The organism is Rhodovulum sulfidophilum DSM 1374 (assembly GCF_001633165.1).
Lineage (GTDB): Bacteria > Pseudomonadota > Alphaproteobacteria > Rhodobacterales > Rhodobacteraceae > Rhodovulum > Rhodovulum sulfidophilum.
Genome location: NZ_CP015418.1, coordinates 2,968,020 through 2,995,008, shown reverse-complemented (window position 1 = coordinate 2,995,008; position 26,989 = coordinate 2,968,020). Strand labels below are relative to the sequence as shown.

Annotated in this window: 17 protein-coding genes; 1 reads left to right on the top strand and 16 read right to left on the bottom strand. The window is 69.1% G+C overall.

Annotated elements, in window-relative coordinates:
- The first annotated feature begins 23 nt into the window (after positions 1 to 23).
- Entirely contained in the window at positions 24 to 1,019 is a 996-nt protein-coding gene (locus A6W98_RS14030; RefSeq protein WP_042462436.1) for an NAD(P)H-binding protein, read from the top strand.
- Positions 1,020 to 1,022: 3 nt separating this feature from the next.
- Here the strand turns inward: A6W98_RS14030 and A6W98_RS14025 are convergent, their stop codons facing one another.
- From A6W98_RS14025 to A6W98_RS13955, 16 genes are all read right to left on the bottom strand, one after another.
- Positions 1,023 to 2,441: a TrkH family potassium uptake protein gene (locus tag A6W98_RS14025; protein WP_042462434.1), complete on the bottom strand. Its 1,419-nt coding sequence runs from the start codon at positions 2,439 to 2,441 to the stop codon at positions 1,023 to 1,025.
- 369 nt (positions 2,442 to 2,810) lie between these two features.
- Positions 2,811 to 3,164, bottom strand: a complete 354-nt coding sequence (locus tag A6W98_RS21160; RefSeq protein ID WP_155734813.1) for a hypothetical protein — start codon at positions 3,162 to 3,164, stop codon at positions 2,811 to 2,813.
- A gap of 181 nt (positions 3,165 to 3,345) precedes the next feature.
- Positions 3,346 to 4,908 (bottom strand): formylglycine-generating enzyme family protein, encoded by a 1,563-nt coding sequence (locus A6W98_RS14020; protein WP_052678055.1) that lies wholly within the window; start codon positions 4,906 to 4,908, stop codon positions 3,346 to 3,348.
- A complete protein-coding gene (locus A6W98_RS14015; RefSeq protein WP_042462432.1) occupies positions 4,905 to 6,104 on the bottom strand; it encodes an ABC transporter permease in 1,200 nt (399 codons plus the stop codon). Before A6W98_RS14015 ends, A6W98_RS14020 begins: the two co-directional genes overlap by 4 nt.
- The gene (locus A6W98_RS14010) at positions 6,101 to 6,844 is read right to left on the bottom strand and encodes an ABC transporter ATP-binding protein (protein WP_042462430.1); all 744 of its coding nucleotides are present in this window, start codon (positions 6,842 to 6,844) and stop codon (positions 6,101 to 6,103) included. Before A6W98_RS14010 ends, A6W98_RS14015 begins: the two co-directional genes overlap by 4 nt.
- A gap of 4 nt (positions 6,845 to 6,848) precedes the next feature.
- Positions 6,849 to 8,771: a vWA domain-containing protein gene (locus A6W98_RS14005; RefSeq protein ID WP_042462428.1), complete on the bottom strand. Its 1,923-nt coding sequence runs from the start codon at positions 8,769 to 8,771 to the stop codon at positions 6,849 to 6,851.
- Positions 8,768 to 9,778, bottom strand: a complete 1,011-nt coding sequence (locus A6W98_RS14000) for a hypothetical protein (protein WP_052678054.1) — start codon at positions 9,776 to 9,778, stop codon at positions 8,768 to 8,770. Before A6W98_RS14000 ends, A6W98_RS14005 begins: the two co-directional genes overlap by 4 nt.
- A 3-nt stretch (positions 9,779 to 9,781) precedes the next feature.
- Positions 9,782 to 12,484, bottom strand: a complete 2,703-nt coding sequence (locus tag A6W98_RS13995; protein ID WP_042462425.1) for a virulence factor SrfC family protein — start codon at positions 12,482 to 12,484, stop codon at positions 9,782 to 9,784.
- Between the two features lie 9 nt (positions 12,485 to 12,493).
- Positions 12,494 to 15,610, bottom strand: a complete 3,117-nt coding sequence (locus A6W98_RS13990) for a virulence factor SrfB (RefSeq protein WP_042462423.1) — start codon at positions 15,608 to 15,610, stop codon at positions 12,494 to 12,496.
- Positions 15,607 to 16,848, bottom strand: a complete 1,242-nt coding sequence (locus tag A6W98_RS13985; RefSeq protein WP_042462421.1) for a hypothetical protein — start codon at positions 16,846 to 16,848, stop codon at positions 15,607 to 15,609. The genes A6W98_RS13990 and A6W98_RS13985 overlap by 4 nt, the downstream gene beginning before the upstream one ends.
- 10 nt (positions 16,849 to 16,858) lie before the next feature.
- Entirely contained in the window at positions 16,859 to 18,667 is a 1,809-nt protein-coding gene (locus A6W98_RS13980; RefSeq protein ID WP_052678053.1) for a trypsin-like peptidase domain-containing protein, read from the bottom strand.
- 2 nt (positions 18,668 to 18,669) lie between these two features.
- Complete coding sequence (locus A6W98_RS13975) at positions 18,670 to 19,359, bottom strand: hypothetical protein (protein WP_155734812.1); 690 nt, start codon at positions 19,357 to 19,359, stop codon at positions 18,670 to 18,672.
- Between the two features lie 177 nt (positions 19,360 to 19,536).
- Positions 19,537 to 20,796, bottom strand: a complete 1,260-nt coding sequence (locus A6W98_RS13970) for a peptidoglycan-binding domain-containing protein (protein WP_052678052.1) — start codon at positions 20,794 to 20,796, stop codon at positions 19,537 to 19,539.
- 204 nt (positions 20,797 to 21,000) lie between these two features.
- A complete protein-coding gene (locus A6W98_RS13965) occupies positions 21,001 to 22,389 on the bottom strand; it encodes a peptidoglycan-binding domain-containing protein (RefSeq protein WP_052678051.1) in 1,389 nt (462 codons plus the stop codon).
- A gap of 605 nt (positions 22,390 to 22,994) precedes the next feature.
- Positions 22,995 to 25,694: a methyl-accepting chemotaxis protein gene (locus tag A6W98_RS13960; RefSeq protein WP_052678050.1), complete on the bottom strand. Its 2,700-nt coding sequence runs from the start codon at positions 25,692 to 25,694 to the stop codon at positions 22,995 to 22,997.
- Positions 25,695 to 25,748: 54 nt separating this feature from the next.
- A complete protein-coding gene (locus A6W98_RS13955) occupies positions 25,749 to 26,936 on the bottom strand; it encodes an ABC transporter substrate-binding protein (RefSeq protein ID WP_042462417.1) in 1,188 nt (395 codons plus the stop codon).
- Positions 26,937 to 26,989 lie beyond the last annotated feature (53 nt).

The following is a 26,989-nucleotide window of genomic DNA, read 5'->3' as shown; positions in this document are numbered from 1 at the left end:
ACCGCTGCCGAGGAGCCGAGACCATGACCGATACCGCTTTGTCGCCCCGGCCCCGGCGGATCTTCCTTCTGGGCGCGACCGGCACCATCGGCCGGGCCACGCTCGACGCGCTGCTGGCGCGGGGCCATGAGGTGGTGTGCTTCCTGCGGCCGCGCGCGGGCGACGATCCGGGGCGAGGCCTGCCCGGCGCGGCGCGGGTCCGGGTCGGCGATGTCACCGATCCCGCCTCGCTGGCGGCCGACGGCTTTCGCGGCGAGCGGTTCGATGCGCTGGTCTCCTGCCTTGCCTCGCGGACCGGTACGCCCCGCGATGCATGGGCCATCGATCACGAGGCCCATTCCCATGCGCTGGCCGCGGCCCGCGCCGCCGGGGCAGATCAGGCGGTGCTGCTTTCGGCGATCTGCGTGCAGAAGCCGCTGCTGGCCTTCCAAAAGGCCAAGCTGGCCTTCGAGGCCGAGCTGATGGCCTCGGGGCTGACCTGGTCCATCGTCCGGCCCACCGCCTTCTTCAAGTCGCTTTCGGGCCAGGTCGAGAGGGTCAGGGCGGGCAAGCCCTTCCTGGTCTTCGGCGATGGCCGGCTGACCGCCTGCAAGCCGATCAGCGATGCCGATCTGGGCCGGTTCATGGCGCTTTGCCTCGACGATCCGGAGCTGCAGAACCGGGTGCTGCCGATCGGCGGCCCGGGGCCCGCGATCACGCCGCGCGATCAGGCCGAGGAGCTGTTCCGCCTGCTGGGGCGGCCGCCGAAGATCAAGCAGGTGCCGGTCGGGGTCATGGACGGGATCGTCGCGCTGCTTTCGGCGCTGGGACGGGTGTCGCCAAAGCTCCGCGACAAGGCCGAATTCGCCCGGATCGGGCGCTATTACGGCACCGAGTCGATGCTGCTGCTCGATCCCGAAACCGGACGTTACGATGCCGATGCCACGCCCGAATATGGCAGCGACCGGCTGTTCGACTATTACGCCCGGCTGGTCAGCGGAGCGGAGCGCGCCGAACTGGGCGCGCATGCGGCGTTCTGAGCCTTACTCCAGCGAGCGCCAGAACCGCGGCGTCAGCAGCACCAGCACGGTCAGCATCTCGAGCCGTCCCAGATACATGCCGATGGCGAGGATCGTCTTGGCCTTGTCGGACAGCGACTGGAAGGTGCCCGCGGGCCCGATGAGGTCGCCGACGCCCGGTCCGACATTGGCCAGCGCCGTGATCGCGCCGCTGAAGGCCGTCGCGGCATCCAGCCCGACCAGCGTCAGGAGGCTCGCGATCACCGCAAAGCTCAGCGCATAGATCGAGAAGAAGCCGATCACGCTCGAGACGATGTCCTCGTCGATCACCCGGCCCTCGTAGCGGATGCGATAGACCCCGTGCGGGTAGCGGACCGAGCGGATGCCCTCGCGCAGCAGCCGGTACATGATCACCCAGCGCATCGCCTTGGCCCCGCCCGAGGTCGAGCCGGTGCAGCCGCCGACCGCGGTCAGGATCACGAAGGCGGTCACCGCGACCGGTCCCCAGGTGGTGTAGTCGGTCGTGGCATAGCCCGTGGTCGAGACCACCGAGACCACGTTGAACGCCACCAGCCGGAGCGCGGCCGGAAGCGGCAGGTCGGTGCTCAGCATCAGCCACAGGCTCAGCGGCAGGATCACCGCGGCCAGCGTCTTCAGCATCGCCGAGACCTGCTCGCTGCGGAACTTGCCGTGATAGACCGAGCGGATGTACCACGAGAAGGGCACCGAGCCGAGCACCATGAACAGCGTGCAGGTCCATTGCAGGAACGGGCTCGCGAAAAAGCCGAAGGACGCGTCATGGGTGGAATAGCCCCCCGTCGACAGCGTGGTCATGGCATGGGTCGCGGCGTCGAAGACACTCATCCCGCCGGCGCGGTAAAGCACGCCGCAGAAGATCATCAGCGAGACATAGACCAGAAGCGTCGCCGCCGCGAACTGGGTGGCGTTGCGCAGCTCCTTCTCGCTCTTGTCCGAGCTTTCGGTTCGGAAAAGCTGCATGCCGCCGACCTTGAGCACCGGCAGAAGCGCGATGCCGGTGCCGATGAAGCCGACGCCCCCCAGCGCCTGCAACAGCGCGCGCCACATCAGGATGCCCCTGGGCGTGCCGTCCAGCCCGGTCATCACCGTCGAGCCGGTGGTGGTGATCCCCGACATCGCCTCGAAGAAGGCATCGGCCGCCGACAGCTTCCACAAGTAAAGCGGCACCGCGCCGCCCGCCGCAGCCATCAGCCAGACCGAGGCGGTCAGCATGAAGGCATGGGGCAGACGCAGCGTCTCGAAGCTGGGTCGGGAGGCCATCGCGACCAGCGTGCCGATCAGCCCGAGCTGGAACGCGGCCTCGCCGAATATCGGTCGGGTCTCGGGGTAAATCGCCGCCACGACCGCCGACATCAGAGCCAGCAGCCCCAGGACAAGCCCGTTGGCAAAGACGACGACGTTCAATCGAGATTCCCTTTGGGGCGACCATGCCACCGCCGCCGGGACATTTCCAGAGACCGAAAGGGCAGGCGACGCGCTTTGGCGTTTCGCATCGGGCAGGTGACGGGCGGGACGGCATCGTAGCCCGCCACCGTCTACCGCGACCTAGATGCCCCAGCGGCTGGCCCTGTGCGTCGAGCCTGCCTATCCCGGTCGCCTTGATGCCGGTTCCGGCCAGGGGGCTCCTCCGAAATCTGTCCGAGAAGCTGTGAAGCCGCTGCGGATTGCCGGGCGGCCAGAGCGTCGACCCCGGTGACGAGCCGGTCGAGGTCTGGCTGTGCCTTCGGTCCCTCATGGGCATTCCGGCCGGCGGCGCGGATCTGCTGTCGCTCGTCAAGCCGCAGCCGTCGTCATCGAAATGGCTGCCTTGCGGGCGCCGGTCATCGGGTCGTCGGCAAGGTCGTCCCTCACGCCGCTCACTGTCATGTCGCCTGTTTCGCGCCGTCCGCTCGTCAGGTCATTCTGCCCCTCGCGAAGGCGAAAGCCACGCCGCGCAGGTTTCTCGAAGGCGGCATGGGGGCGAGCGGGGCAGGCAGATCGTCCGCGACGACCTGAATCCCTGTCAGCAGGGCCAAGCGCATCTCCTTGGCCAGGCGGGCGAAGCTGACTCGGCAGAAGCTCGAGGTCGTCGAAGCCGTTGCCAAGGCCCGCGCGCATCTCGCCGACGGTCAGGGCGCGCGCGGTCATCACCTGCGCAGCTTTCGACCAGGTCCGCGGAGCAGCTCGGCGAGCGATGCGCCAAGTGCGGCCGAGATCGCGGCAAGGACCAGACAGCCAATCTCGATGGCGCTTCCGGTCATCCGCCCGCAGAGGATGAGACGGCTGCGGCAGCGCCCTGCGGTCGCAATGCGGGCCGCTGGGGCCGCTCTCAGTGCGAGAGCACCAGCAGGCGCAATTCCTCCTCCGACATGTCGGGCTTGTCGCGATAGGCTTCGAGCAGGGCCGCGAAACGCGCGAGGTTGTCGAGGATCTGGCGCTGGCCCGAGGCCGAGAGCTCGCCCTGCAAAAGCCGCATCGCATCCTCCGTCAGCTTCGGATCGGCGCCTTCGGTCAGGGATTCGACGGCCGAGCGCAGCGACAGCAGATAGGTCTTCTGGACGTCGCGCAGCATGTCGAGCTTGGTCATCAGCCGCGACCCCGCGCTGCGCAAGGCGCTGCATTGCTCTGCCCGGGCGCAGAGCCGGGTCTGGTCGGCGATGCCGATCAGCTCGCTGCTCATCCGCGCCTCCTCGGTCTGTCCGGCCCGCATCGCGCCCACCAGCACCGCGCCGTTCAGAAGCGTCGACTTTGCGGCCTCGCCGAAGGCGGCGGTCGCCTCCTCGTCCGAGCGGCGGACCTCGAGTTGCAGGTCCTGCAACGCGGCCTTCCGGCGGGGGTCGATTTCCTCGTCGATCATTTCGGCAAGCGTGCCGAGCGGGGTCTGGTCGGGGCCGCCGCGCGCGGTCTTCTCGGTCCGCGCGATCCAGCCCGCCTTGATTTCGCGCAGAACCGGGTCGGACCAGGCGACGCTGCGGCTGAGCACAAGCCGCAGCCCGAAGGTCTTGCCCGCCGTGGCGGTGCCGTCCGCGGCGCTGTAAAGCGGGTATTCGGTGCGTTCGGCCGAATAGACCTGCGCGGGCGCCGACAGGACCGAGCCGCCGCGCGTCACCAGCCCGCCCGCCTGGCCGTGATCGCGCCCGACGGCGTTCAGCCGGTAGGGCTCCAGCATCAGCTCCTCGGCATTGCCGTAGATGTCGTAAAGCCCCAGCGGGTTCGGCCGGGCGAGGCCCACGGGCAGCAGCGCGCCCCGCGCCGAGCCCACCACCTTGGCATAGTCGAACAGATCGCCCTCGCCGAAGAAGCGGCGCGAGGGAAAGACCGTGGGGTCGACCGCCGCGCCGCCGCGGGCCGCGAATTCCCATTCGGTTTCGGTGGGCAGCCGCAGATAGGCCCGGCCATCGGTCTCGGGCGGCAGCGCCTCGCGGGCTTCGGCCAGCAGCCATTCGGAATAACGCTGCGACAGCTCGACCGCGCGGAACCAGGACAGCCCCCCCAGCGCGGTGCGGTCGATCCGTTTGGGCGGGCTGCAATCGCCTGTCAGCGCGCGGCCCTGGGCGCGGGTCATCTCGTAGCGGGCGATGTAATAGACGCTGTCGCCCGGGGCGGGGCCGGGGAAGGCGCCGCGCAGATAGGCGGTGCGCAGATAGTCGGAATAGCCGGTCTCGGGATCGGACTGGCCGACCCGGATGCGACGGTCGGCCAGCGGGTCGTCGGCCTCGACCGGGACCACGACGCGCTGGAAGGCCATCGCCCCGCCGCAGGGCATCGGCAGGATCAGATCGGCGGGCGCGGTCCCGGCCGCGGGGTCGTACTGGGCCTTGTCCCAGGTGACCGGGGCGGCGGCGACCGGCGCGGCCAGAAACAGCGACAGGCACAGGGCCGCGGATCTCATGTCTCTTCCCTCAGGACGGTGGCGGGGTCGGTGGCAAGGGCCGCCCGGGCCGCCGCCAGCGAGGCGCAGCCGACGAAGGCGATCACGGCCGCGGCGATGGTCGCGGCTTGGCCCGCCGAAACCGAGACCAGCCCGCCGCGATCGGTCAGCCCGGTTTCGAACAGCCTTTCGGCCAGCGCCGCGGTCAGGTGGAACAGCAGGAAGGAGACGAAAAGCCCCGCCACCGCCGTCACCAGCGCCTGGATCACCGGGAACAGCGAAAGCTGCCATTGCGGCAGGCCCAGCAGCCCCAGATTGGCCAGGGTGCGGCGGGTGCGCACGACCTCGCCCCAGAAGCCGAAGATCAGCGAGGCGGCAAGCCCTGCCGCCGCCACGGCCACGGTCAGCGCCAGCGCCAGCCCCAGATTGCGCCCCAGCGCCAGCACCGAGGTCACCTGGGCCGTGCGTGCCTGGGTGCGAATGCCGAAGCGGGCTTCCAGCCGGTCCTGCAGCGGCGCCAGCCGGTCGAGCGCGGAGGCATAGACCCGCATCCCCTCGAAGCTTTCGGTTCGGTCGGCCAAGGGCTTGCCGCTGTCGATGCCGTGCTCGGGCAGGGCATAGCCGTCATAGAAGGCCTCGATCAGGTCGAGCATGGCGATATCGGCCATCACCACCCGCCCGTCGAGCCGTCCCTCGGGCAAGACGCCCGCAAGCCGCGCGGGCAGGACCAGCTGGCGCGGCCGGTTCTCGGCCTGGGTGAAGATCTCGACCCGGTCGCCGGGCGCCAGCCCAAGCTGCGCGGCCAGCGCGGGCGAGACCGCGACCTCGTCCGCCCCCAGCCCCGGCAGCGGCGCGATCATCGGATCGCCCCTGCCCGAAGGCGCGATCAGCGCCTCCTGTCGGCCGCGCCCGCCGGTCGCGCGGACATTCACATAGTCGAAGATGCTGCGGGTCTTGAGCGTGGCAAAACCCACATCCTCCCAGCCCTGCACCTCGGCCAGATCGGCGGGCGTGAAGCTCTGGTTGCCCGCGGTGTCGATCTGCAAGGTCGCCGGGTTCGACATCAGATCGCCGATCAGCGCATCATAGACCCCGTTCCGCACCCCATAAAGCACCAGAAGCGGCACGATGACGCCTGCCAGCACCGCGACATTGCACAGCAGAAAGATCCAGTCGCGGAACAGGGCCCGCAGCGCCAGCGTGACCAGAAGCCTCATGCCGCCTCCTGTCCGTCTGCTGCGGCGATCAGGCGGCTTACGGGGCGGCCCGGCGCATGGTCGGGATCGATCTCCAGCCGGTAGCGGGTCAGCGAAAAGCGTTTCAGCAGGTCCAGATCATGCGACGAGACGATCACCGCGGCGCCGCTGCGCGCGGCGGTCTCGAACAGAAGGCTCATCGCCTCGGCGGCGTTTTCGGGGTCGAGCGCCGCGGTCGGCTCGTCGGCGATCACGAAGCGGGGCCGGTGCGCCAGCGCCCGGGCGATGGCGGCGCGCTGGCGCTGGCCGATCGACAGCCGCTCGGGACGCAGCCCCGCGACCGGGCCGAGCCCGAGCCGCGCGATCAGATCGGTCACAAGCCCGGGGTCGGGGCGCGCGCAGATCCGCTGCGGCAGGGCCACGTTCTCGGCCAGCGTCAGGAAGGGCAGCAGCCCGCCGGTCTGCGGCACGAAGCCGAAGAGCCGCCCGCGCAGGGGCGCGAGCCCGCCCCGGCCGGTCCAGAGCGCGGCCAGGTCGCGCGCCGGTCCCTCGGCCGGGCGCAGCCGGTAGATGCCGCCCGGCTCGGGCGCGCGCAACAGGCCCAGAAGCTCCAGCAGCAATGTCTTGCCGGTGCCGCTGGGTCCTGTCAGCCCCACGGTTTCGCCCGCGGCGATGCGAAGCTCGGGCACCCTCAGTGCGAAGCCCCGGTCGCCATCGCTGAGCGAGACCCCGAGATCGCGGATGTCGAGCGCGGCCTCCATCGGCTCAGGGCAGGATGTCGAAGGGCATGGCGAAGACCTGCTCGCCATCGGGCGCGCCCTCGTAAAGCGCGGTCCAGACCGAGGGGTCGTAAAGCCATTTGCGATACTGGGTCAGCTTCTGGCGCATGCCGTCGATGATCTCGCGCCGGACCATCGGTCCCGACATCCAGCGCGCCTCGTCGGTCTGCAGAAGCTGGCTGCGATAGGGCAGGCGTTCGAGATATTCGAGCGCGCCGCCCAGACTGTCGGCATCGGTCGCGACCAGCCGGTCGGGGTTCTGCGCCATCTGCGCGATGACGCCGCGGACCTGCCGGAAGAAGCCGCGCGCCTCCTCCTCGCCGCGCGTTCCCTCGGCCAGCCGGACCAGGTTGTCGAGCAGCTCGGCCATGGTCGCCATCTCGTTCTTGGTCACCAGAAGCCGCGGCTCGAGCGCCAGCGCCCGGGGCTTTTCGGCCGCCTTCTCGGTCACCCAGCTTTCGAACACGTCGGGCGCGCGGGTGCCCTCACGCGCGCCGAGCCAGGCCAGTTGCAGCGCGTGGCCCAGGAATTCGAGATCTTCGTCGCGGTCTTCGGGGGCCAGCACCTGCGCCTGTCCCAGCGCCATCCGCACGTGATCGGTCAGCGCCGTGACCAGCGCCGTCACGGTGTCCTCGAAGGCCTGTTCCGAGCCGCCCTCGATGGGATAGTAGAACTGCCGCCCGGCAAAGCGCGACAGCTGCCGGTAGCGCTCGGCGGCATAGTCGTGATTGGCCGCGCCGGCATCCGTCTTCAGATGCAGCGTCATGATGACGATGTTGCGCCCCTCGGCATCGCGCTGGATCTCGACCGGGCCGATTTCCGAACGCGCATTCGGGTCGCGCGGGTCCTTCGGCCCGGCATCGGTCACGAGGATGACATAGCGCGCGTCGAACGGATCGCCCGAGCCTGTCCGGTCCCAGTCGGTCCGGCGGATCGCATCCTCGACGCCGGCCAGGCTGTCCTCGTTGAAGCCGGGCGACGAGACCGTCGCGGTGCGGGTATTGTCGATCGCCTCGAGCACCGGCAGCTGGTTGATCCGCCTCTCGAGCGGGATCACCTCGCGGGTGCGGTAGCCCAGACCCGGCGCGGCCTCGGGATTGTCGCGGAAGGCCTCGATGCCGAAATTGATCCGTTCGCCGATATCGGTGCCGTTGATGTCGAAGATGATCCGGGCCAGTGCCTTGCGGGTGCGCTCGATATAGGGCTGCATCGACTTGGTGGTGTCGAAGACGAAGACGACGCCCGCGTCGAAATCGCCCGCCGACGAGGACGCCTCGGCCGCGACCACTGGCAGCTCGTCGCGCAGCGGCACCGAGGCCACTTTCAGAAGCAGGTTCGCGTCATAGGTCATCGGGTGCAGGTCCTCGACGAAATCGAGGATCGGCAGGATGTAGAAGCGGTCGCGGATATTGACGTAGTTTTCGGGTTCGATGGCGACGACGCCGTCCTCGGGCGCAAGCATCCCGGTCTCGGCCTTCTCGATCAGCCGGGCCTGGGTGGCGACCAGCGCCTCGTCCTCCATGAAGCCGCGCAGATCGTCCTCGGTCCGGAACATCAGCGAGCGGGCACGGTCGGCGGGGTTGGTGAAGGTGGCGACGATGTTCTGTTTCCAGTCGACCACGGTGTCGGCCGCGACCCAGCCCGCGGGCGCGGCGGTGGCCGAGGGGCCGACCTCGACCCAGCCCTCCTGCCGGGCAAAGACGTAAAGCGGCTGGAACGCCGGATAGCGGCTGGTCTCGGGGCCGTCGGGCGCGTCATGGAGCGGCGCGCCGGGCCGGGTCAGGACCCGCTGATAGACCGTCGATGTGTCCTCGACCAGCAGCGGATGCGCCAGTGCCGCGCCGCTCTGGGCAACGAAAAGCACGATCGCAAATGCCGAAAGGGCCGGGCGGAGGCGGAAGGGGCTCATGGACGGCAATACTCCTCGGCGGCGCTTCGCGACAGCGTGTCGGAGGCCGCGCGCAAATCGGGGCAGAGACGCTCGAGGCGCCTGGTGGCCTCGGCGCTGCCCGCGGCGCGCGCCCGGGCATAATATTCGGCGGCTTTCGAGGCGCTCGGCGTCAGGCTGAGCCCGATCTCGGTCTCGACGGGGTCGTCATTGGCGCCCTCGTCGTAGATCTCGCCGAACAGCAGCAGGGCATCGGCATCGCCCGCATCGGCCCCGGCCTCGAGCGCGGCCAGCGCCTGTTGCGGGGTCACCCGCGCGCCGCAACGCGCCATCAGCGCCCGGCCCTCGGCGAAGGGCAGACCGTCCAGCCCGGCCAGCGCCTCGGGGCGGCAGGGATCGGGCGGCGTCGGCTCGGCCTCGGGGCGATCGGCGACCACCGGCGGGGAAGGCGGCTGCATCAGGAACCAGGCCAGCGCCCCGCCGCAGATCAGAAGCGCGAGTGCTGAAAGCCCGGCGATCAGGGGCAGGCGGCTGCGGCGCTGTTCCTCCGGGGCGGGGTCTTCGGTCTGCGCGGCGGGCGGCGGCGCCCCGGGCCCGGGATCGGGCAGTTTGCCGGTCAGCAAACCCTTTGTGTCGGCCGTCGCCTCAGTCGTGGCCTCGGCGGGTGCCGCGCGCGCCACCGCAAGCCCGCCGATCCGGGCCGCCCCCGGCATCGGCACCACGTCATCGGGCCAGCTCAGCTCGGCCTCGATGCGGTTCACCCGGATCTTCAGCGCGGCATATTCCTCGATCCGGTTGACGATCTCGGGGCCGATCACCAGCCTCGCGCGGTCGCCGTCGCGGACCACCTCATAGGGGCCGAACTCGGCCCGGTCGGATTGCCAACCGTCAAGCCCGAGGAAGCGTTCGGAAAAGGCGTCGAAGACCGAGACCGTGGCCTCGGTCTCGGGCAGGGCCCCGGCCTCGGCCGACAACTCGGCATAGCCTCCCGAGGGACGTCGCGGATCGGGGCGGATCTTCAGCGCCATCGCCTATGCGCCCCCCGCGCCGAACTCGGCCAGGATCTCGCCAAGTTTCTGATTTTGCGCGACATTGACGCCGCCCGCATCGCCATCCCTGGCATTGGCCACGAACATCGCGTCCAGCGCGAAGACCCAGTCGGTCCAGGTCTCCTCGGCGGTCGGGCGCGGCTCGGGCGGCAGGCCGTCGGCATCGTCGGCGCCGGGGCGGGGCGCGAAGACCGGCCGGCTGCCGCCTTCCGGAAGCTCGACCCGGGCGCGCTCGGCCTCGGGCAGGGCGTCGCTGCCCAGCACCGAGACGAAGCGGTTGATATGCTCGGCGCAGACGATGGCGGCGGGCTCGGCCTGCTTGTCGACGGTCAGCCCGAAGGCCATCGCCTTGAGCTGGGTCCGGATCCGCTCGACCACGCCGATGCGCCTGAGCGCATGGGTCAGCTCGGCCGAAAGCGTCGCGACCGCGCCCGGGCTCAGCCCGAAATGTCCGGCCGTTCCGACATCTTCGCGGAACCGCTTGAGCCCCTCGATCCAGACCTCGACCGCGCTTTCGGCCTGGAAGGCCTCGGCGGACATGGTGCGGATATCGGCGCCATTGCCGGTCGCGGTCCGGTTGGCCCTGGCCTCCGTGCTGGGCGGCTCGGCCAGCGCCAGATCCGCGGCAGGCGCGGGGCGGCCGGGACGCAGCGGGCGGCCGGGGCGGGCTGGGGCGGCCGGGCGGGAGGTTTCGGCGGCGGGCCGGGCGGTGGCCGCGCTCGAGACCGCCTGCGAGATCCGGATCGAGGAGGGCACCCGCGAGATCCGGTCCTGCACCAGGTCCTGATCGACCATCAGCGCGGCCAGAACCGCGCCGAAGCGATGCCGCTGCAGCGCGATTTCCAGCTCGTCGATGAGGACGGCCGCCGCCTCGCGCTTTTCCTCGATCCGGCGGCCGATATCGTCCGAGACATGGAAGGGCGCCAGATCGGCGGCCAGATCGCCCGCCAGCCTGTCGAGCTGGGCGCCGATCTGGCCGGTCTTGCTGTCGGGGGTGCAGACCTCGGCCAGCCGCCCGATCAGATAGCTGACACCGCCGTCATTCAGCCCCAGCGCGGCGTCCCAGGCCGCGGCCGGATCGGCGAAATGGCGCTGGACGCTGGCGGCCTCGAGACAGCCCGCGCGCAGCTCGGCCAGACGCGCCTCCTTGTCGGGACGGATGCGGATCTCGCGCTTGGCCTCGTCATAATCGATCAGCCCGTCGACATAGAAATTCGGGTTGCGCAGCCAGTAGCAATTGTCGAAGGGCCGTCCCGGGGTCCAGCTGTCGACCCAGGGGTCCTTGCCGCGGCCGAACTTCTCCAGAAGCGAGGCCTGCATCCGACGCTCGAACCGGGTTTCCGCGCCGCCGGCGGCGGCACTCTCGCCCAGATGCTTGTCGAACTTGGTCAGCACGAAGAACAGGATGCAGCGGCTCGCCGCGCGCTGTTTGGCGCTGGCGCCATGGGTCATCGCGATCCAGGTCTCGACGAGGCCGGGCAGGTCGAGCGTCTCCATGTTGCTGTCCGGCACGCAGAGCAGCATCGAGGTGATTTCCTGGTTCTCGACATAGCGGTCGAACAGATAGGCGACCTTGCCGCGCAGCAAGAGCTGGGTGAGGGTCTTCTCGGGCTCGGCCAGGGTCTTCGACAGCGGCTGTTCGAAGCGGTTGCGGGCGCCGGGAAAGTCCAGCAGGTCTGTTTCCTCGAACAGCTCGTAGGGCCGGGTCTGCATCGGCATCACCAGCTCGGCCGCCAGCGCGCAGACCAGCGCGCGCGGCAGCTCGACCCGGGCGCCCGAGGGCAGGCAGAGCGGCAGGCTGTCGTCCGCCTCACTGTCAAGCCCGTGCAGCGTCTTCACGTCGATGATCGAGGTCTCGCGCGGCGTCAGCGCGGCCAGCGGCGCATGCACCTCCTCGGCATTGCCGGTCTGCTGCAGCGCCTCGCCCAGCCGGATGTAGAGATCGGTCAGCGCGTCATGCCCGCCCCAGAGGATGGCGAAGAAGGCGGCGCGGTCGGCAACGCCCAGCTTCGGCGCGATCAGCGCCGCATCCTCCCAGAAGCTCTTGAGCCCGGCGGCATAGGCCGCGCGCCCGAAGCTGCGATTGACGTAATCGGCGATTTCCAACACGTCGTCATGGCTCAGCCCGGGCACTTCGGCGCCGCCCGTCTTCGCGCGGAAGGCGTCCAGATGGGCGGTGATCGCCTCGGGCTCGGGCACGGGTTCCGACTGGTCGCCATCCATGTAGAAGGAATTGACGATGGTGCGCGCGACATCGGCTTCGGACAGCAGCACCAGCCGGATCGGAAAGCCATCGGGGCAGGGGGCCTTGGTCATGGTGAAGCGGGTGACGAGCCCGGTCGACTCGCCTTCGCCCTCGGGATTGATCTCGCGGATATAGTCGAGCTGGCCGCCCGGGCCCTGGAAATCGGCCACCAGCCGTCCATCTTCGGGCCGCGCCAGCACCGAGACCAGGAAGGATTTCCCCGCCTGCGAGGGGCCGAACACGCTGACCGACATCTTGGTGCGGGCGGCGCGTCCAAGCTTCTGCGCCCGGCGCGCGCCCTTTCGCAGCGCCTGCGCCAGCGATTTGCGGTCGAGCCCCACGGTCTCTGCATTCTCGGGGTCAGACACCCAGTCAAGCGCCTTGCGGGCCGCCGTCTCGACCCGGGCGCATCTTTCGGCAAGCTGGTCCTTGGTCGTCATCCTGCCCCCTCAGTACCGGAACACGCCGGTATCGATCCAGTATTCGTCGTCGAAGCCCAGCGTATGCAGCTTGAGCACGACATCGGTATTCTTCATCCCGTCGCCCGCGCCATCCTCGACCAGGGTGATCTCGAAGGCCTCGCGCAGCGCCTCGCGCCTCAGCTTGGCCTCGGAATCCTCGCGGTCGTCATCGTCGTAATCGGCCTTCTCGAAGGTCACCCGGATCGGCGTCGGCCGACGCTGGGCGTTGGGATTGGCGAAGTCCAGACGGAACAGCGGCGTCGTCGTCCAGCGCTCGATCGGCAATTGCCGCGAGCCGATATGGACGGGCGAGAACATGTCGACCGTGGCCTCCTGCGCGCCGCCCTTCGTATCGAGGTCGAGATCCGAGAACATCAGCCGCGCGTCGAGGATCTGGCCGTTATTGTCCATCTCGCCGACGAAGCGCGCGGTCGACTTCATCTGGAAGGCGCCGGTCGTGACCTTGAAGTTCGGAATGCGGTTCTCCGACAGCGCGATCAGCATGCCGCCGACCGCCACCGTGCTTTTCGGATCGCCGATGCGCTGGGTGATCGGGTCGCGGAACGGGTACCAGCGCCCGGTCTTGTAGCTGTGCATCGAGATCAGCCGGTAGGGCGGCACCACCAGCAGTTCCTCGACGATGGAGCGCACCGCCGGCAGCCGCGAGGGCCGCCCGGTCAACAGCACCACATCGACGCCCAGATGGTCGATCACCTCGGCCATGTTGCCCAGCACCTTCTGGAACGCCTCGCGGGCGATGGCGTCGACATCCTCGCGCGAGGTGGTCAGGACCACATCGGCAAAGCGCCAGTCCGGCGCGCCGACATCGCGCGCGGCCTGCTCGATATAGGCCAGGATCTCGTCCGAGATCAGCGGCTCGGCCGGACCGGCGCGGGGCGGCGCCACGCCATCCTCGTCGGGGGCGGGCCCGGGGCGGGGCAGGCCCAGCGTCTCGGCCACCGACAGATCGAAACGGTCATATTCGGCGGCGGTCTCGGAATGGCTCAGGATCGCGACCGCCAGCGGCATCAGCGCGCGCAGCGCGAACTGGCGGCGCTTCTGCACCACCTGCTGATCCTGCCCGCCGATATCGCCCGCGAAAAGCTCGCGCAGCTTCTCGCCGACATAGCGCCCGCCCGCGGCCTCGATCGAGCTTTGCAGCCGCGGCAGAACGATGCTGGACACCACCCGCTGCAGCATGTCGTCGCCCGCCACGCGAAAGCCCTCGCGGAAGGTCTGCACCGGGTGCAGCACGCGGTTGGCCTCGGACCAGTAGGTCGAGATCATCAGATCGGTGGTGCCGCCGCCGATATCGATGCAGGCCAGCCTGAGGCTGGGGCTGGGCGCGGTCTCGCCGGGGCGGACCCGGTCGCGGCCCTTCAGGCGCAGGAAGGCCTCGATATTGCCGTCGAATTTCTGGGTGATCTCGCTGTAGAGATAGACCAGCTGGGTGCAGCTGGCCTCGTCCCATTCGACGGTGACGGCGGGCTTGATCTTGTAGCGGTCCAGCGCCTCGTCCATGCCCAGCATCGCCCAGACCATCTTCAGCGCGCCCTCGGCCCGGCTGCGCATGATCGCTTGTTCCTGCACCGAGGTCGCGGTGGGCAGGGTCAGGATGATGCGGTTGAGCCGGCGCGGCAGGTCCGATTGCGCCCGGCGCGCCCGCGAGGCGGGGTCGTTGATCTGCACCAGCGCATGGCTGAAGATCTCGGCCAGCATGAAGCCGAACAGCGACGAGCGCGAAAACCGTGGCCGGATCGCCCGGTCCGAGGGGGTGCGGCCGCGGCGGCGCAGGCGCTGTTTCTCCTCGTGGCGGACCTGCTCGATCACGTCGCCCGCCTCGTTCAGCTGGCGCATCGCGGCGCGGACCGATTTGGGCAGGTTGTTCGGGTCGAAATGGTTGTGAAAACGCCAGTCCTGCTGGCGGGTCTCGTCATCCCAGAGATAGCGCTTGGGCGAGCTGAGCCCCGACATCGTCTCGGTGCCTTCCTCGCGCTGGATCAGCCTCAGCGCCTCGGGACCGACGCGCACGAAGCCCGGCCACATGAAGGCGTTCCTGCGCCCCGAGCGGCTGGCAAACCGGTCATCGCCGAATTTCAGATCGGCGAATTCGACCCGGCTTTCGAACAGGCCCGAATAATACAGCTCGGGCCGGGACAGGTCGCGGATCTCGAGGGGAAAGGAGCGCACCAGATCGACCCGGGCCTCGCCCGGGAAGCGTTCGATCAGGATGCCGCAGGTGCGCGAATTGCCCACATCCAGCACCAGATCGACATCGACCGGCGTCACCGCGTCGCGTTCCGAGACGGTGTTGACGAAGCGGATCTTCGGGATCTTCACCGCCCGGTCGATGAATTGCAGGCAGGCGAGATAGCGCGCCCAATGCTCGAACTGATGCGGCAGGGTGTCTTCGGAAATGTTGCGCCCCGGCCGCTCGGCGCGCTTGAAGCCCAGGAACAGTTCTTTCAGCCAGTCCGAGACCCAGAGCTGCGGGTCGCGCTTCTGGCCGTCCTCGCCCTCCTCGATCCGGCGCAGGAACCAGTCCATCTGCGCCGGGTCCGAGACGAAGCGGAAATCGCGCGGGTTCTCGGCATCGGCGATCTGGGGCGCGACGTAATGGGCCGACTGGTCCTGCGCGGTCAGCGCGGTATCGAGCGCGATCTGCACCCGGTGGGTATGGCCGGTCTCGGGATCGGGGGCGGCCAGTTCCACCACCCGCATCCGCGCCCAGGTCGAGGGGCCGGGATCGAAGCGTTCCTCGCCCGCGGGCCCGCGCTCGGATTTCATCCTGAGGACCGGCACCGGCACCCATTTCGACAGGAACGGTTCCAGCGCCGCCGCGGGCCGGATCGAATAGGGGTCGTCATCGGGCTTGGCGGCGCTTTCCAGCGGTGCGTCGAGTTCCTCGTTGCCGGTCAGCGGGATCAGCATCCGCTCGTCCGGGGTGTCGTCGAGGGTGCGCTCGATGAACCGCCAGGGGCGCTGGGCCGCCTGATCGATGGCAAAGCCGAAATCCAGCATCTGGATGCCCGAGAACGGCACCAGGGTGATGTCCTCGTGCCAGTTGACGAGCGGCCGGAGCTGTTCCTTGCGGTCAGAGATCATGGCAATCCGGGATAGTTGATGGTTGTGGTCCAGCTTTCGCCCTGGCGGGTCAGGCGGCCCTCCTGCAGGACCTCGCTGCCTGCGTCGCGGATCAGCAGCCGGAAGCTGTCGGGGCCGCGGGTGCGGTCCTTGAACAGCGTGACGGTGGCGCGGTAGGTGCCCGAGGCCGGACCTTCGAAATAGATGTTCTCGACCGGGTCGGGGCGGATCCGGTCGACATTGCTGTCGACATCGAGCCGCCCGTTGCAGACATTCTTGGCCCGATACCAGATCCGGGCGCCGGTCGGGCAGGTCACGGCCAGATCGATATCCGAGGGGCCGCTCCAGAACAGCGAGAAGTTCAGATCGCCCCGCCGCGCCCCGGCATCGTCAAGCGCGCGGTCGTAGCGGCTTTCCTCGACCGGGGCGGCGGGCGGCGGCGGTGGCGCGGGCTGACAGGCGCGGTCGGCAATGGCGATCCGGCGCTCGATCCGGTCGATCCGGTCCTGCAGGATCAGGGTGCCGGCATCGGCGGCCGAGGCCTCGGGCGGCGGGCCCGGGCAGAAGGAGAAGAGCCCGACCCCCCGCAGCCCGCAGGCCGGAACCAGAAGCGCCACGATCGCGGCCAGCATCAGCGCGAGGATCAGCCAGCCGAGCCAGAGCAGAAGCGGCCAGAGCGACATGCCGGGGCGCGCGTTTGCGGCGGCTACAGGTTCGGCGGGCGCCGTCCCGGTTGCGGGGGCGCTTTCGGCCGCGGCCGGGGCGCTGGCGGGCAGGATCCGGGCGGCACCGGTCAGCCGCCCGCGTTCCGAGCGCTGCCGGTCGCCGGTCCAGGCCCAGTTGACCAGTACCGGTTGCGGCCCGGGCCCGTCGCCGATGGCATAGACGTAATCCTCGCCCGGCACCTGCAGCGCATTGCGCAGCGCTTCGGACAGGCGTTCCGAGCTGGGGCTGCCTTCGGCCGCGATCTCGTCGGCGAGGGCCGCGATCTCGTCGCTCAGCACCTCCAGCCGGGCCATGACCTCCGCGCGCTGCTCGGGATCCAGCGCGTCGAGCCGGCGCACCGCTCCGGGGATCGGCGCATACCAGTCGTAGCGGTCGCCCTGTTCGGTCGCCACCGGCTCGGCAAACAGCGCGGCATGATCGGGGCCGAGCCGGTCGCGCAGGGTATCCGCGATCAGCTCGTAGGAGCGCTGCTCGCGGCTGCCGATGGCGGTCAGCCCGGCCGAGGAGGTGGTGACGATGAGCGCCTCGAACATCCGGTCTCTCCTACTCGTCCGAGGAGGGGCGGAGGTTGAAATCCGGCACGCCCGCGGCGGCCTCGGCCGGGGTCCCGGCGCTGGCGGGCGGCGCCACCGGGCGCAGCAGCTGCGGCTGGCAGGGCCGGGTGACGGTGGCGGGGGTCAGCGCGGCGGATTCGAGAAACTCGAGCAGGTCGCCCGAGGCCAGCGCGACGTTCAGATTGCGCAGCGCGCCCTGCCGGACGAAGGTGTTGACGCCGACGACACGGCCGCACATGTCGACCAGCGGCCCGCCGGAATTGCCCTGCGAGATCGGCGCCGAATGGACGATGGCGGGCGTGCCCTGCGCCAGCACCTGTTCTGCATTGACGGTGCCGTCGGTCACCGCGAGGTCCGGGACCGGATCGGTGCCGCCGCGCCAGTCGCCCAGCAGGTCGTCGGGATAGCCCGCCGCGATCACGCTTTGCAGCTTCAGCGAATGGCCGGGCTTCAGCAGCGTGAAATAGGGCGCGTTCACGCCCTGGACGCGGAGCAGCGCGAAATCGCGCCCGGTGCTGCCGAACGGCCCCACGGTCTTGATCACCGTCACCGGATATTGCTGCCCGAGGCTGCGGTTGATGACGAAGATCCGGTCGTCCTGCGCGCCCGCGACCACGTGATTGTTGGTCACGACGAGATCGGGGCCGACGAAGAAGCCCGAGCCGCGCTCGGCCCGCACCTGTTCGCCGGGGCGGGCATCGGCATCGGCGAGATAGCGCACCACCATCACCGTGCGGGCCTCGATCAGCTCCAGCAGCGAGGTCAGGTCCATCGCCGAGGCGCCGTCCGAGGGCACCTGCACCCGGGCCGGGTCGGGCGGCAGGATCGGGTGCGGATCGGCGGCGGCGCGGCTGCCGGGCGCGTCGGCGGGGTTGGCCGGATCGGGCGGCAGCAGCCCCTCGATGGTGCGGCCGTCAGGCATTGTCAGCGTGCCGTCGGGACGGCATTGGGCGCCGTCCAGCGCTGCCTGCAGCCGCGCCAGCCGGTCTTCGAGCGAGGCGTTGATCTCGGCAACGGCGGCCGCGGCGGCGGCGCGGTCGATGGCCGGGTCGGGGTTGCGGGGCGGAAAGATCCGGGTGCCGGGCAGAAGCAGCCAGACCAGCACGCCGCCCGCGATCAATAGCAGGGCAAGCAAGGGCACCCAGGCGATTACTCCGGGCCAGGCACGCGCGGCGGGTTCGGGCGGGACCGGGCCGGGCGCCACCGTGGCGCCCGCAGCCGGGGGGCCGCTGCCGTCGGTGTCGGGCGGGGGGTCGGCCCGCCGCGCCATGGCTTCGGTTGCGCTGAGCGGCGGCGCAGCGGCCAGCGGCAGAAAGCGCCCCAGTGTGGCGGCGACATGGGCGGCACGGGTCTCGGGGTCGCGGCTCATGCCGACCGGCAGCATGCCCCAGTTCACGATCACCGGCTGGCCGTCGACGACCCAGATGTCGCCGTCGGGATGGTTGGCCAGATGCAGCGCCGCACCGATCAGCGGTCCGTCCTCGGGATCGGCAAGATGGGCGCGGATGGCGCGCAGCCTTTCGCTCAGAACGGCCTCGACCCGGCTGCGGTCGGCCTCGTCCAGCGCGCGAAGGGGGCGGCCCTCGCCGGGGTATTCGGTATACCAGGCGACGCTGGCCGGGGCGGTCTCGTTGCCGCGGCTCAGGAGCGGTTCGGCAAAGAGCGCGGCGGCCTCGGGCGAGACCCGTTCGCGCAGCGCCTGATAGAGCGCCCCGTGGCTTTCCAGCGCCAGCCCGCCGCCGGTCTCGAGGCATTGGCTGAGGTCGATCTGGCACTTGGTCAGGAAATGCTCGGCCATGGTCACTGGTCCTCGGTTCTTCGGCGCAGGCGAACCTCGCCGCGGCCGCCGGTCTCGGGCTGGAAATTGACGCAGCTGGCGCCGCCATCGCCGGCCAGCTCGCAGGTGATGATGCGTTGATGGATGTAGCTGCCGTCGGAACAGCGCAGATTGCCCGGTTCACGCACTTCCAGCCGCTGGAGGCTGCCGGCCGCGTCGCGGTCGAGGAACCGGCCCGAGACCGCGCCCCGGCAGGTGGTGCCATTGGTGGCGGTCATCGTCTCGCGGCCGCGACCCTCGCGGTCGAAGCACATCTCCCACTGGGTGTAATGGGTGATCCGACCGGTCTGGATGTCGCGGGTGCGGAAATCGGAATCGAGCTCCCAGCAGCCGTCGAGAACGCGGATATCGCCACGGTTCCAGATTCCGGGATCGATCCCCGCGCGGTCGGGAGGCGCGGTCGGTTCCGGGGCGGGCGTGGGCGGCACCGCCTCGCATTGCAGCGCGGCCAGTTCGTTTTCGGTCCGGCGGATGTCGCGCAGAAGCGCCAGATTGCGGCTGCGAAGCCTGTCGAGCCGGGCCAGGGCGGCGGTCTCGGCCTCCGAGCGGCAGCTTTGCGCAAGCCATCGGTCGAGCAGGGGAAATTCGACGCGGCAGGCAGCGAGCGCGGCATAGCCGGAGGCGCCCACGATCACCAGAAGTCCGAGCGCCATCCCAAATATCGCCGCACGCAGCATTTCAATCCGCCGTCATCAAACGCAGTGTCAATGCGAAATTATGCCTTGAGTTAATTGCATTTGCGGCCCGGGGTCAACTGCCGCCCACCGCCTGGCCGGCATGCCGCCCCCCGCCGGGTCGGGCAGGGGGCGGATGTCGTCTCGTGCCGGGGATCACTGCAGATTGAAGCTTGGCACGCCGGATCCCGAGGACGAGGTTTCGGGGCCCGAGCCGGCAGGCCCCTGGCCACCCAGCGCCGTGCGCATGATCGCCACGCGCTCGCCGCTCTGGCTGGGGCGCACGGCCGGCTCGGAGCCGCGGTCGAGCGCGTCGAAGGCGATGTCGTACCAGCCCTGGGCCCGGGCCGGGTCGCGCTGGGTGCCGAAGCCGCTGCGCAGATGATGGCCGATCAGTTCGGCATAGGGCCGGGCGCCGCTGCCCACCAGCATCAGCGCCGAGGCCAGCGCCATTTGCGGGTCGTCGGTGCGGTAGCCATAGCCCAGGCAGATGGTCGCCGCGTCCGAGATCTGACGCGGATCGCCACCGATCTCGCGCACCCGCCGGTCGGCTGCGGCCGCGACCTCGACCGCGGACTGGCTGTCGAGCCGGACGATCTGGTCCTCCATCCGCTCGACCACCCAGCGGCAATTCCGGGCCAGCGTCGCATCGGTGGTGCCGCTGCCGGCCAGCAGGTTTTCGGACCGGCTCGAGGCATAGCTGCTGGCGCTGCAGAACTGCTCGTTCAGGGCCTGGCGGGCGCGGTCGGGATCGGTGATGTCGGCCGGGCTCAGCACCGGGCCATTGGCATTGGTGACCATCTGGCTGCTGGTGCAGGCATTGGCCATCGAGGCATTGGCCTGGGGCAGGTCGGGGATCGGGGTCTGGCCGGTATCGCTGTTCCGCACCGGGCAGCGGCCGGTTTCCTGGCAGTAATTGCCGCCGCGCATCTGGCTGGCATAGGCCCTGAGCAGTTCTTCGCCATAGATCCCCGGATAGGCCGAACCGCCGCCGGCCTGCGCCCAGTTATAGGCCCCGACCAGGGTCTGGCGCTGATAGGCGTCAAGCCGGCCGGTCGAGGGATAGCCCATATAGCCCTGATAGCGCGAGATCGCATCGCGGGTGCGGCGGCCCATTATGCCATCGGCGCTGCCCGCCTCGTAGCCGAAATAGTTCAGCGCCTGCTGATCGGTGCGGATCGCCGGGTCGGCCGCGCGCGGCTGCTGCCGGGGCGGCGGAGAGGCGGTGCGCTGAGGTGCGGCGCTCGGTTGGGCATTGCGGTTGCCGCCAAGCCCGCAGCGGCCGGGATTGGCCATGCAGAAGAAGGCCCCGGCCGCGATACCAAGCTTGACCACATCGCCGGTATCCGCGCGCACCGGCCCCGGCATTGTCAGGGCCACGGCGGTGGCGGCGATCAGGAAACCCCTGGCTTTCATAAAGATGTCCTCCAACTGGCATTCGGCTGCCGAACGTTCTCATGCCGAATATAGTAGCGTATCGGCGGCGAGGGGCTACCGCCGAACTGCGCCGGAGGCTGCGACAGGACCTGTCGTCGGCCGATGACTGCCCATTGCTCCGGTCCGGAGCCGTGGAAGATCAGGGCGGTCGGGGCTCCGGAGGGCGCTCCGACCCGCGGCGGCTCAGTTGCCGATATTGAAGCTCGGCAGCGCGGCCGGGGCCGATGCGGCGCCGGCGGTCGAGGCGCCCGTCAGCTCCGGGGCGGGCGCGCCGCCTGTCAGGGCAGCGCGCATGATCGCGACGCGCTGGGCGCTCTGGCTTGGCAGGAAGACCGGCGTGGCGCCGTCATCGAGCGCCGAGAAGGCGGTATCGTACCAGCCGCGTGCCCGGTCGGCATCAGCCTGCACGCCGAGCCCGTCGCGCAGATGGTGGCCCAGAAGCTCCGCATAGGGCCTGGCACCGGCGCCGACCAGCAGCATCGAGGCAGCCAGAACCACCTCGGAATCGTCGGTCCGGTAGCCATAGCCGAGGCAGACCTCGCCGGTCTGCACGAGACCTTGCGTATTGCCGTCCGGCGATGCCTGCCGGATCTTCTGCTGCGCTGCGGCGGTCAGGTCGGCGGCCGGGCGGGTGCCCAGCGCATCGGTTTCGGCGGACATGAAGTCGACCACCTTGCCGCAGTTCTGGGTCAGCTGGTCATCGGTCACCTGGGCGCCGCTCAGCATGCTTTCGGTGGAACTGACGGCATAGGTGCTGGCGCTGCAGAACTGCTCGTCGAGCGCCTGGGTCGGGTTGACGATGGCTGCCGGGCTGCGCACCGCCCCGCCATTGGCCGAAGAGACCATCTTCACCGTCTGGCAGTGATCGGCAATCGAGCGGTTGCCGCTGCTGTCAGGCAATTCGAACCCCGCAAGCGCGCCGCCGGTGGTCATCACCTGAGTCGGCAGCTGGGCGGCGCCTTGCGGGGCCACCGGTTGCGGATAGGCGGGCGCGGCATTCGGCATCGTGCCGTTCGCGCCATAGCCCGTCTGGGGCGGGAGGCCGTTGCCCCCCGGATAGCCCGGCGCCCCGCCATAATTGTTCTGGGCCGGATAGCCGCCGCCCATGCAGCGGCCGGTCTCCTGACAGTAATTGCCGCCGCGGGAATGGCTGGCATAGGCGCGTAGCAATTCCTGGCCCTGAATGCCGGGATAGGTCGCGTTGCCGCCGGACTGTGCCCAGTTATAGGCGCCGACCAAGGTCTGGCGCTGATAGGTGTCGAGTTGACCGGTCACCGGATAGCCCATATAGCCCTGATATCGCGAAATCGCCGCGCGGGTCCGCTTGCCCGTCACGCCATCGGCGCCGCCCGCGTCATAGCCGAAATAGTTAAGTGCCTGCTGGTCGGCGCGAACGGTGGGGTCGCCCGCCCGGCGCGTCGTTCTGTGTTGGTTGCCGCCCTGGCTGCGCCCCTTGAGACAGCCGGTCACGGCGCAGAGAATGGCGCCGCCGACGATCACCTTGCCGAGGTCGTCCGCGCGCAGGCGCTCTGCCGGCAGTGTCAGCGCAAGGCCCGAAATCGCTGTCGTCAATACGATTGTCCTGACAGGCATCCCATTCCCCCGTAATCGGCATTCAAAATCGGTTGATCTTGATTATAGCGAAAAGCTCTTCTGGAATCTTCTGCCAAAAGTGACTTTATTTCAATCAAGTACAAGCAGGTATCGATTTCGAAGAAATTCGGATTCGGGGGGGATCCCGGGTAACGCTGCCTTTCCTGTCGACGGTCTTCGCCGGGGGCCTTGTCGCGGCTTGTGCCGGCTTGCGGAGATCGGTGGCACGAATCCCGGGCGGGACTTTCCGGTCATCCGCGGATGATTGGCGCAGGCGGGGCAGGGTCTGCCGTCGTCTCCATCCGCCGCCCCTGCTGACCGGCCCGGTCTTCAGAAATCGTCGGCCGTGAGCATCGCCTCTGGCACAGGTGTTTCGCGATGGCGCTCGCTCCGCAGCCGTTCTCTCTGTGCTGCGGCCATCTGTCGGCATCCTCCTGTTCCCCAGGCGTTTTGCCCTTGTATCGTCCCTTGCCCGGGCATCGGCGCCGGCGCGCGCTTACACCAGCCAACCGGCGCGTCGGACCGGCAGTGGGCTTTTTCGCCTTGGTCCGGGCCCCTGGCATCGCTGCGCCGTCCGGCGGGGCTCAGAAATCCTGCCAGCCGCCATCGTTGACCGCGGGTTTGCGCGGTTCTTTTGGCATTCGGGTGTCGTCGGGTGAGGGGGCGGGCTCCGTGCGCCGGGCCGCGCGGGCAGCGCCAGGCACGCCCCGCAGACGGAACCGAGACACCAGTCGCTGCAGGCTCGACGCTTCCTGCTTCAGCGTTGTGCTGGCTGCGGTCGTCTCCTCGACCATGGCCGCGTTCTGCTGGGTCGCCTTGTCGAGCTCGGAGACGCCGACATTGATCTCGCCGAGGCCAACGGACTGTTCCTTGGCGCCGGTCGCGATGCCGCCGATCAGTTCGGCGATATGGCTGACCCGCTCGACGATGTCGCTCAGCGCCGCCGCCCCGCGGTTGACCTGGGAGACGCCCGAAGCCACATGGTCGGAACTGGCCGAGATCAGGGTCTTGATCTCCTTGGCGGCTTCGGAGGAGCGCTGGGCCAGCGCCCGCACCTCGGAGGCCACGACCGCAAAGCCGCGGCCGGCCTCGCCGGCCCGCGCCGCCTCGACGCCCGCATTCAGCGCCAGCAGGTTGGTCTGGAAGGCAATGTCGTCGATCACGCCGATGATCTGGTTGATCCCGTCCGAGGATTTCTTGATCTCGGCCATCGCCCCGATGGCATCCTTCACCACCAGGCCGGATTGTTCGGCATTGCCGCGCGCCTCGCGCACGACATCCTCCACCTTGGCAGCACCCTCGGCGGCCGAGCGCACACTGGACGTCATCTCGTCGAGGGCTGCCGCGGTCTGTTCCAGCGTCGCGGCCTGGTTCTCGGTGCGGTGCGACAGATCGCCGGCAGCGCCGGCGATTTCCTCGGCACGGGAATTGATTTCGGTCGCGTTCTCGACGACAGAGCCGATCAGCTCGTTCAGCGTGTCGATCGTGGCGTTGAAATCGGTCCGCAAGCGTTCGTAATCTTCGGGGAAACGGTTTTCGAGCCGGGCGGTCAGGTCGCCTGCCGACAGCGATTGCAGCGCTGCGGCGAGTTCGCTCACGACCGCGTTCTGCTGGGCTGCGCGGGCCTGCCGGTCCTGTTCTGCCTCGTGTTCCAGGCGTTGCATGCGGTCGCGTTCGACGAGCCTGTCGCGGAACACGACAAGTGCCTTGCCCATGCGGGCGATCTCGCCCCCGAAGATGCCGAAGCTCCTGACCTCGGTCAGTTCGCCCTGGGCCAGGCGCCCGGTGACGCGGGCGAGACGGCCCATCGGCCAGATGATCAGAATCCAGGTCAGAACCGGGGCGAGGATGAAGATGGCGCCGCTGCCCAGGGTGACCAGATGCAGACGATTCCGGGCGGCATCGGCATCGGCAAGAAGCGCGGCGCCGGCGGCGTTCGCATCCGCCATCGCCGCATTGTCCTGCGCGCTGGCCGCCCCGGCGATTTCGCGCAGCCGTTCATAGGCCGAACGCGATCCGGCCTCGGCCTCGTCCCGCGCCAGGATCGCGGCGCGGCGCGTGGCCACGATTCCGGTATTCGGGTCGGCATAGGCGGCGAGCCGGTCGATCATGCCGCGCAGGGTGTCGGTCAGGTAGACATGGCCGGTCAGCTCGGTCAGCCTGTCGCGGGCGTCGACGATCTGGGTCTGGGCGGCATCGGCATCGGCGACATCCCTGGCCGTGGCGCCGAGATAGGAGGTGGCGACGAGCGTCTTGACCGCGAGGTCGATATCGGCGGTGTCGCGGATCTGCTGCACCTCGTTGCCGAGCAGTCTGTGGATGGTGTCACGGTTGAAGGCGGCGGTCTCCTCGGCGCCGATCATCAGCTTGAAGGTCAGGTCATCCGTCGCCGAGCTGAGCGCGATGTTGCTGTCGTCGCGCAGCTTCATGACGTCTTCGATATAGCCGGCGCGGGCGCGAAACCCGGTATTGGCCACATTGGCGAAGGCGGCCCTGGTATCGGTCAGGATCGGCAGATATCGTGGGATCGTTCCGGCCGCGTCGAGTTCGGCGAGCACGGTGTCGAGCTTGCGCAGGCTGGCAGCGGCAAGGTCGCGCAGGATCGCGATCATGGCCGGGTCCTTCTGCCCGGCGATGGCCAGCGCGACGCCGGAAAGCAGATTGATCTCGGCCCGCGCCTGCAGGATCAGCGCGGTCGAGTCGAAATCGGTATGGACCAGTGTTTCGAGCGTGTCCGAGACGCTTTCTATGGTCCGTTCGCCGGCGGTGTTCATGTCGCGTACGGCGTCCTCGGTCATTCCGGCGAGGGCCTCGCGGATCTCTTCCACCGTTGCGCTGAAGTCGGTCAGCTGTTCCTGCATCCGGTTCTGACGTGCAAAGCGCCGGTCGAGGGCCGCACGCATCTGGCCGACCTCATCCGAGAGCGCCGTCAGCATCGGCAGGAAGGTGGCTTTCTCCGGGCCGGGCAACCGGTTCACCGCCGCGACGATGTCCTTGCTTTTGGAGATGAAATCCCCGTAGCCCTCATCCACCTCCTGAATATCGCGCGCCATCAGCATCTCCGACAGGGAGTCGCGGATTTCCCCGGTATTCTCGATCACGGTGACGCTGGTGCTTATGCCCGGCAATGCGTCGGTCATGAGCCCGGTGAGCGATGCCGAGAGCGTGTTGAACACCATCGTGGCGATGAGGATCGCCGCCGCCGTCATCGCCCCCATGAGCACAAGGATGGACGAGAATTTCAGCGCGATACTGCCGAAGACCGTCGAAAGGAACTTGAGCATGGCAGCCCTCCGGGAGGTGGTTCTGAGGCCTCGGGCCGCCAGGGCCCGCCCTGGTCAGAGTTTCGGATCGACAGCGGCCGGGGGCAGCGGCTCGAAGGCACCGTCGGCGCCGATCCTGGTGAGAAAGACCTCGTCGAGGCCCTGATTGTCGCCGGGGCCGAAAGAGAAATTCAGCCCGCCGAGGTCGAATGTGCCGAGCTGGTCCAGCGCCTCGAGCATCCGGCTTCGAGTGGCGAAGGGGCCGGCCTTCTGCAGCGCGCGCAGGGCGACGCGCCCCGCCAGATAGCCTTCGAGCGAGACGAAATCCGGTCGGGCCTCGGCATCGACCTCTTTCAGGGCGGCCTGATATTCGGTCACGACCGGCAATGCGGTATCGCCGGGAAACGGCACGACCTGGCTGACGATGATGCCCGCGCCATCGGCGCCGAGTTCCTCGCTGAGCGCCCGCGACCCGACAAAGGAGATATTCACCACGGTCGGCGTGAAATCGAGCCTGCGGCCGACGCGGACGAATTCGGCAACCGGCTTGTAGGCCGCGACCATCACCACCGCGTCGGGATGCGCCTCTCTGATGTTCAGAAGGGCAACCTTTACCGCCAGCGTGTTGCGCGTGTAATTGCCCTCGGCCACCAGGGTGAGGCCGCGTTTCTGCATCGCGCGCCGCACCCCTTCAAGCCCGGCCTGACCGAAACCGTCATCCTGATAGAGGATCGCGATCCGGTCCATGCCGAGCCTGTCGACCAGATAGGCGATCCAGGCTTCGGTTTCGGCATCGTAACTGGCGCGGATATTGGTCACGTTGTCGATCCAGGGCGTGCGCAGGAAATCTGCCCCGGTCAGCGGGCCGATCACCGGCATGCCCGCGCTGGCCGACAGCGGCTGGGTCGCCTTGGCGGTGGGGGTTCCGACCTGGCCGATCAGCGCGAGATGACGATCCTCGGAGACGATCCGCTCGACGGCCGCGGCCGAGCGGGCGGGTTCGTAACCGTCATCGACGCTGTCGAGCATGACCTTGCGGCCATGCACGCCACCGGCGCGGTTGGCCTCTTCGAAGGCCGCGAGCAGGCCGAGACGCATGCCCCGGCCCAGGGCCGCGGCCGGGCCTTCCAGGGCCGCGACCTGGGCAAAGCGGAAAGGCGGCCGGTCGGTCCCGGAGGCGGCGAAGGCGGTGCTTGGCGGGCCGAGAAGGCCCGCGGCAAGGGCGATGGCAAGGGCAGGTGCGATGGCAAGGGCAAGGCGCATGTGAGGCTCCGGTACCGGACGGGTCCGGTCCGAAGCCATAGCTTTGCCTGCGT

Excerpts from the sequence above, each read along its gene's own strand:
- A6W98_RS14030 (WP_042462436.1), top strand. The coding sequence starts at position 24 with ATGACCGATACCGCTTTGTCGCCCCGGCCCCGGCGGATCTTCCTTCTG.
- A6W98_RS21160 (WP_155734813.1), bottom strand. The coding sequence starts at position 3,164 with ATGACCGCGCGCGCCCTGACCGTCGGCGAGATGCGCGCGGGCCTTGGC.
- A6W98_RS14020 (WP_052678055.1), bottom strand. The coding sequence starts at position 4,908 with ATGAGATCCGCGGCCCTGTGCCTGTCGCTGTTTCTGGCCGCGCCGGTC.
- A6W98_RS14015 (WP_042462432.1), bottom strand. The coding sequence starts at position 6,104 with ATGAGGCTTCTGGTCACGCTGGCGCTGCGGGCCCTGTTCCGCGACTGG.
- A6W98_RS14010 (WP_042462430.1), bottom strand. The coding sequence starts at position 6,844 with ATGGAGGCCGCGCTCGACATCCGCGATCTCGGGGTCTCGCTCAGCGAT.
- A6W98_RS14005 (WP_042462428.1), bottom strand. The coding sequence starts at position 8,771 with ATGAGCCCCTTCCGCCTCCGCCCGGCCCTTTCGGCATTTGCGATCGTG.
- A6W98_RS14000 (WP_052678054.1), bottom strand. The coding sequence starts at position 9,778 with ATGGCGCTGAAGATCCGCCCCGATCCGCGACGTCCCTCGGGAGGCTAT.
- A6W98_RS13995 (WP_042462425.1), bottom strand. The coding sequence starts at position 12,484 with ATGACGACCAAGGACCAGCTTGCCGAAAGATGCGCCCGGGTCGAGACG.
- A6W98_RS13990 (WP_042462423.1), bottom strand. The coding sequence starts at position 15,610 with ATGATCTCTGACCGCAAGGAACAGCTCCGGCCGCTCGTCAACTGGCAC.
- A6W98_RS13985 (WP_042462421.1), bottom strand. The coding sequence starts at position 16,848 with ATGTTCGAGGCGCTCATCGTCACCACCTCCTCGGCCGGGCTGACCGCC.
- A6W98_RS13980 (WP_052678053.1), bottom strand. The coding sequence starts at position 18,667 with ATGGCCGAGCATTTCCTGACCAAGTGCCAGATCGACCTCAGCCAATGC.
- A6W98_RS13975 (WP_155734812.1), bottom strand. The coding sequence starts at position 19,359 with ATGGCGCTCGGACTTCTGGTGATCGTGGGCGCCTCCGGCTATGCCGCG.
- A6W98_RS13970 (WP_052678052.1), bottom strand. The coding sequence starts at position 20,796 with ATGAAAGCCAGGGGTTTCCTGATCGCCGCCACCGCCGTGGCCCTGACA.
- A6W98_RS13960 (WP_052678050.1), bottom strand. The coding sequence starts at position 25,694 with ATGCTCAAGTTCCTTTCGACGGTCTTCGGCAGTATCGCGCTGAAATTC.
- A6W98_RS13955 (WP_042462417.1), bottom strand. The coding sequence starts at position 26,936 with ATGCGCCTTGCCCTTGCCATCGCACCTGCCCTTGCCATCGCCCTTGCC.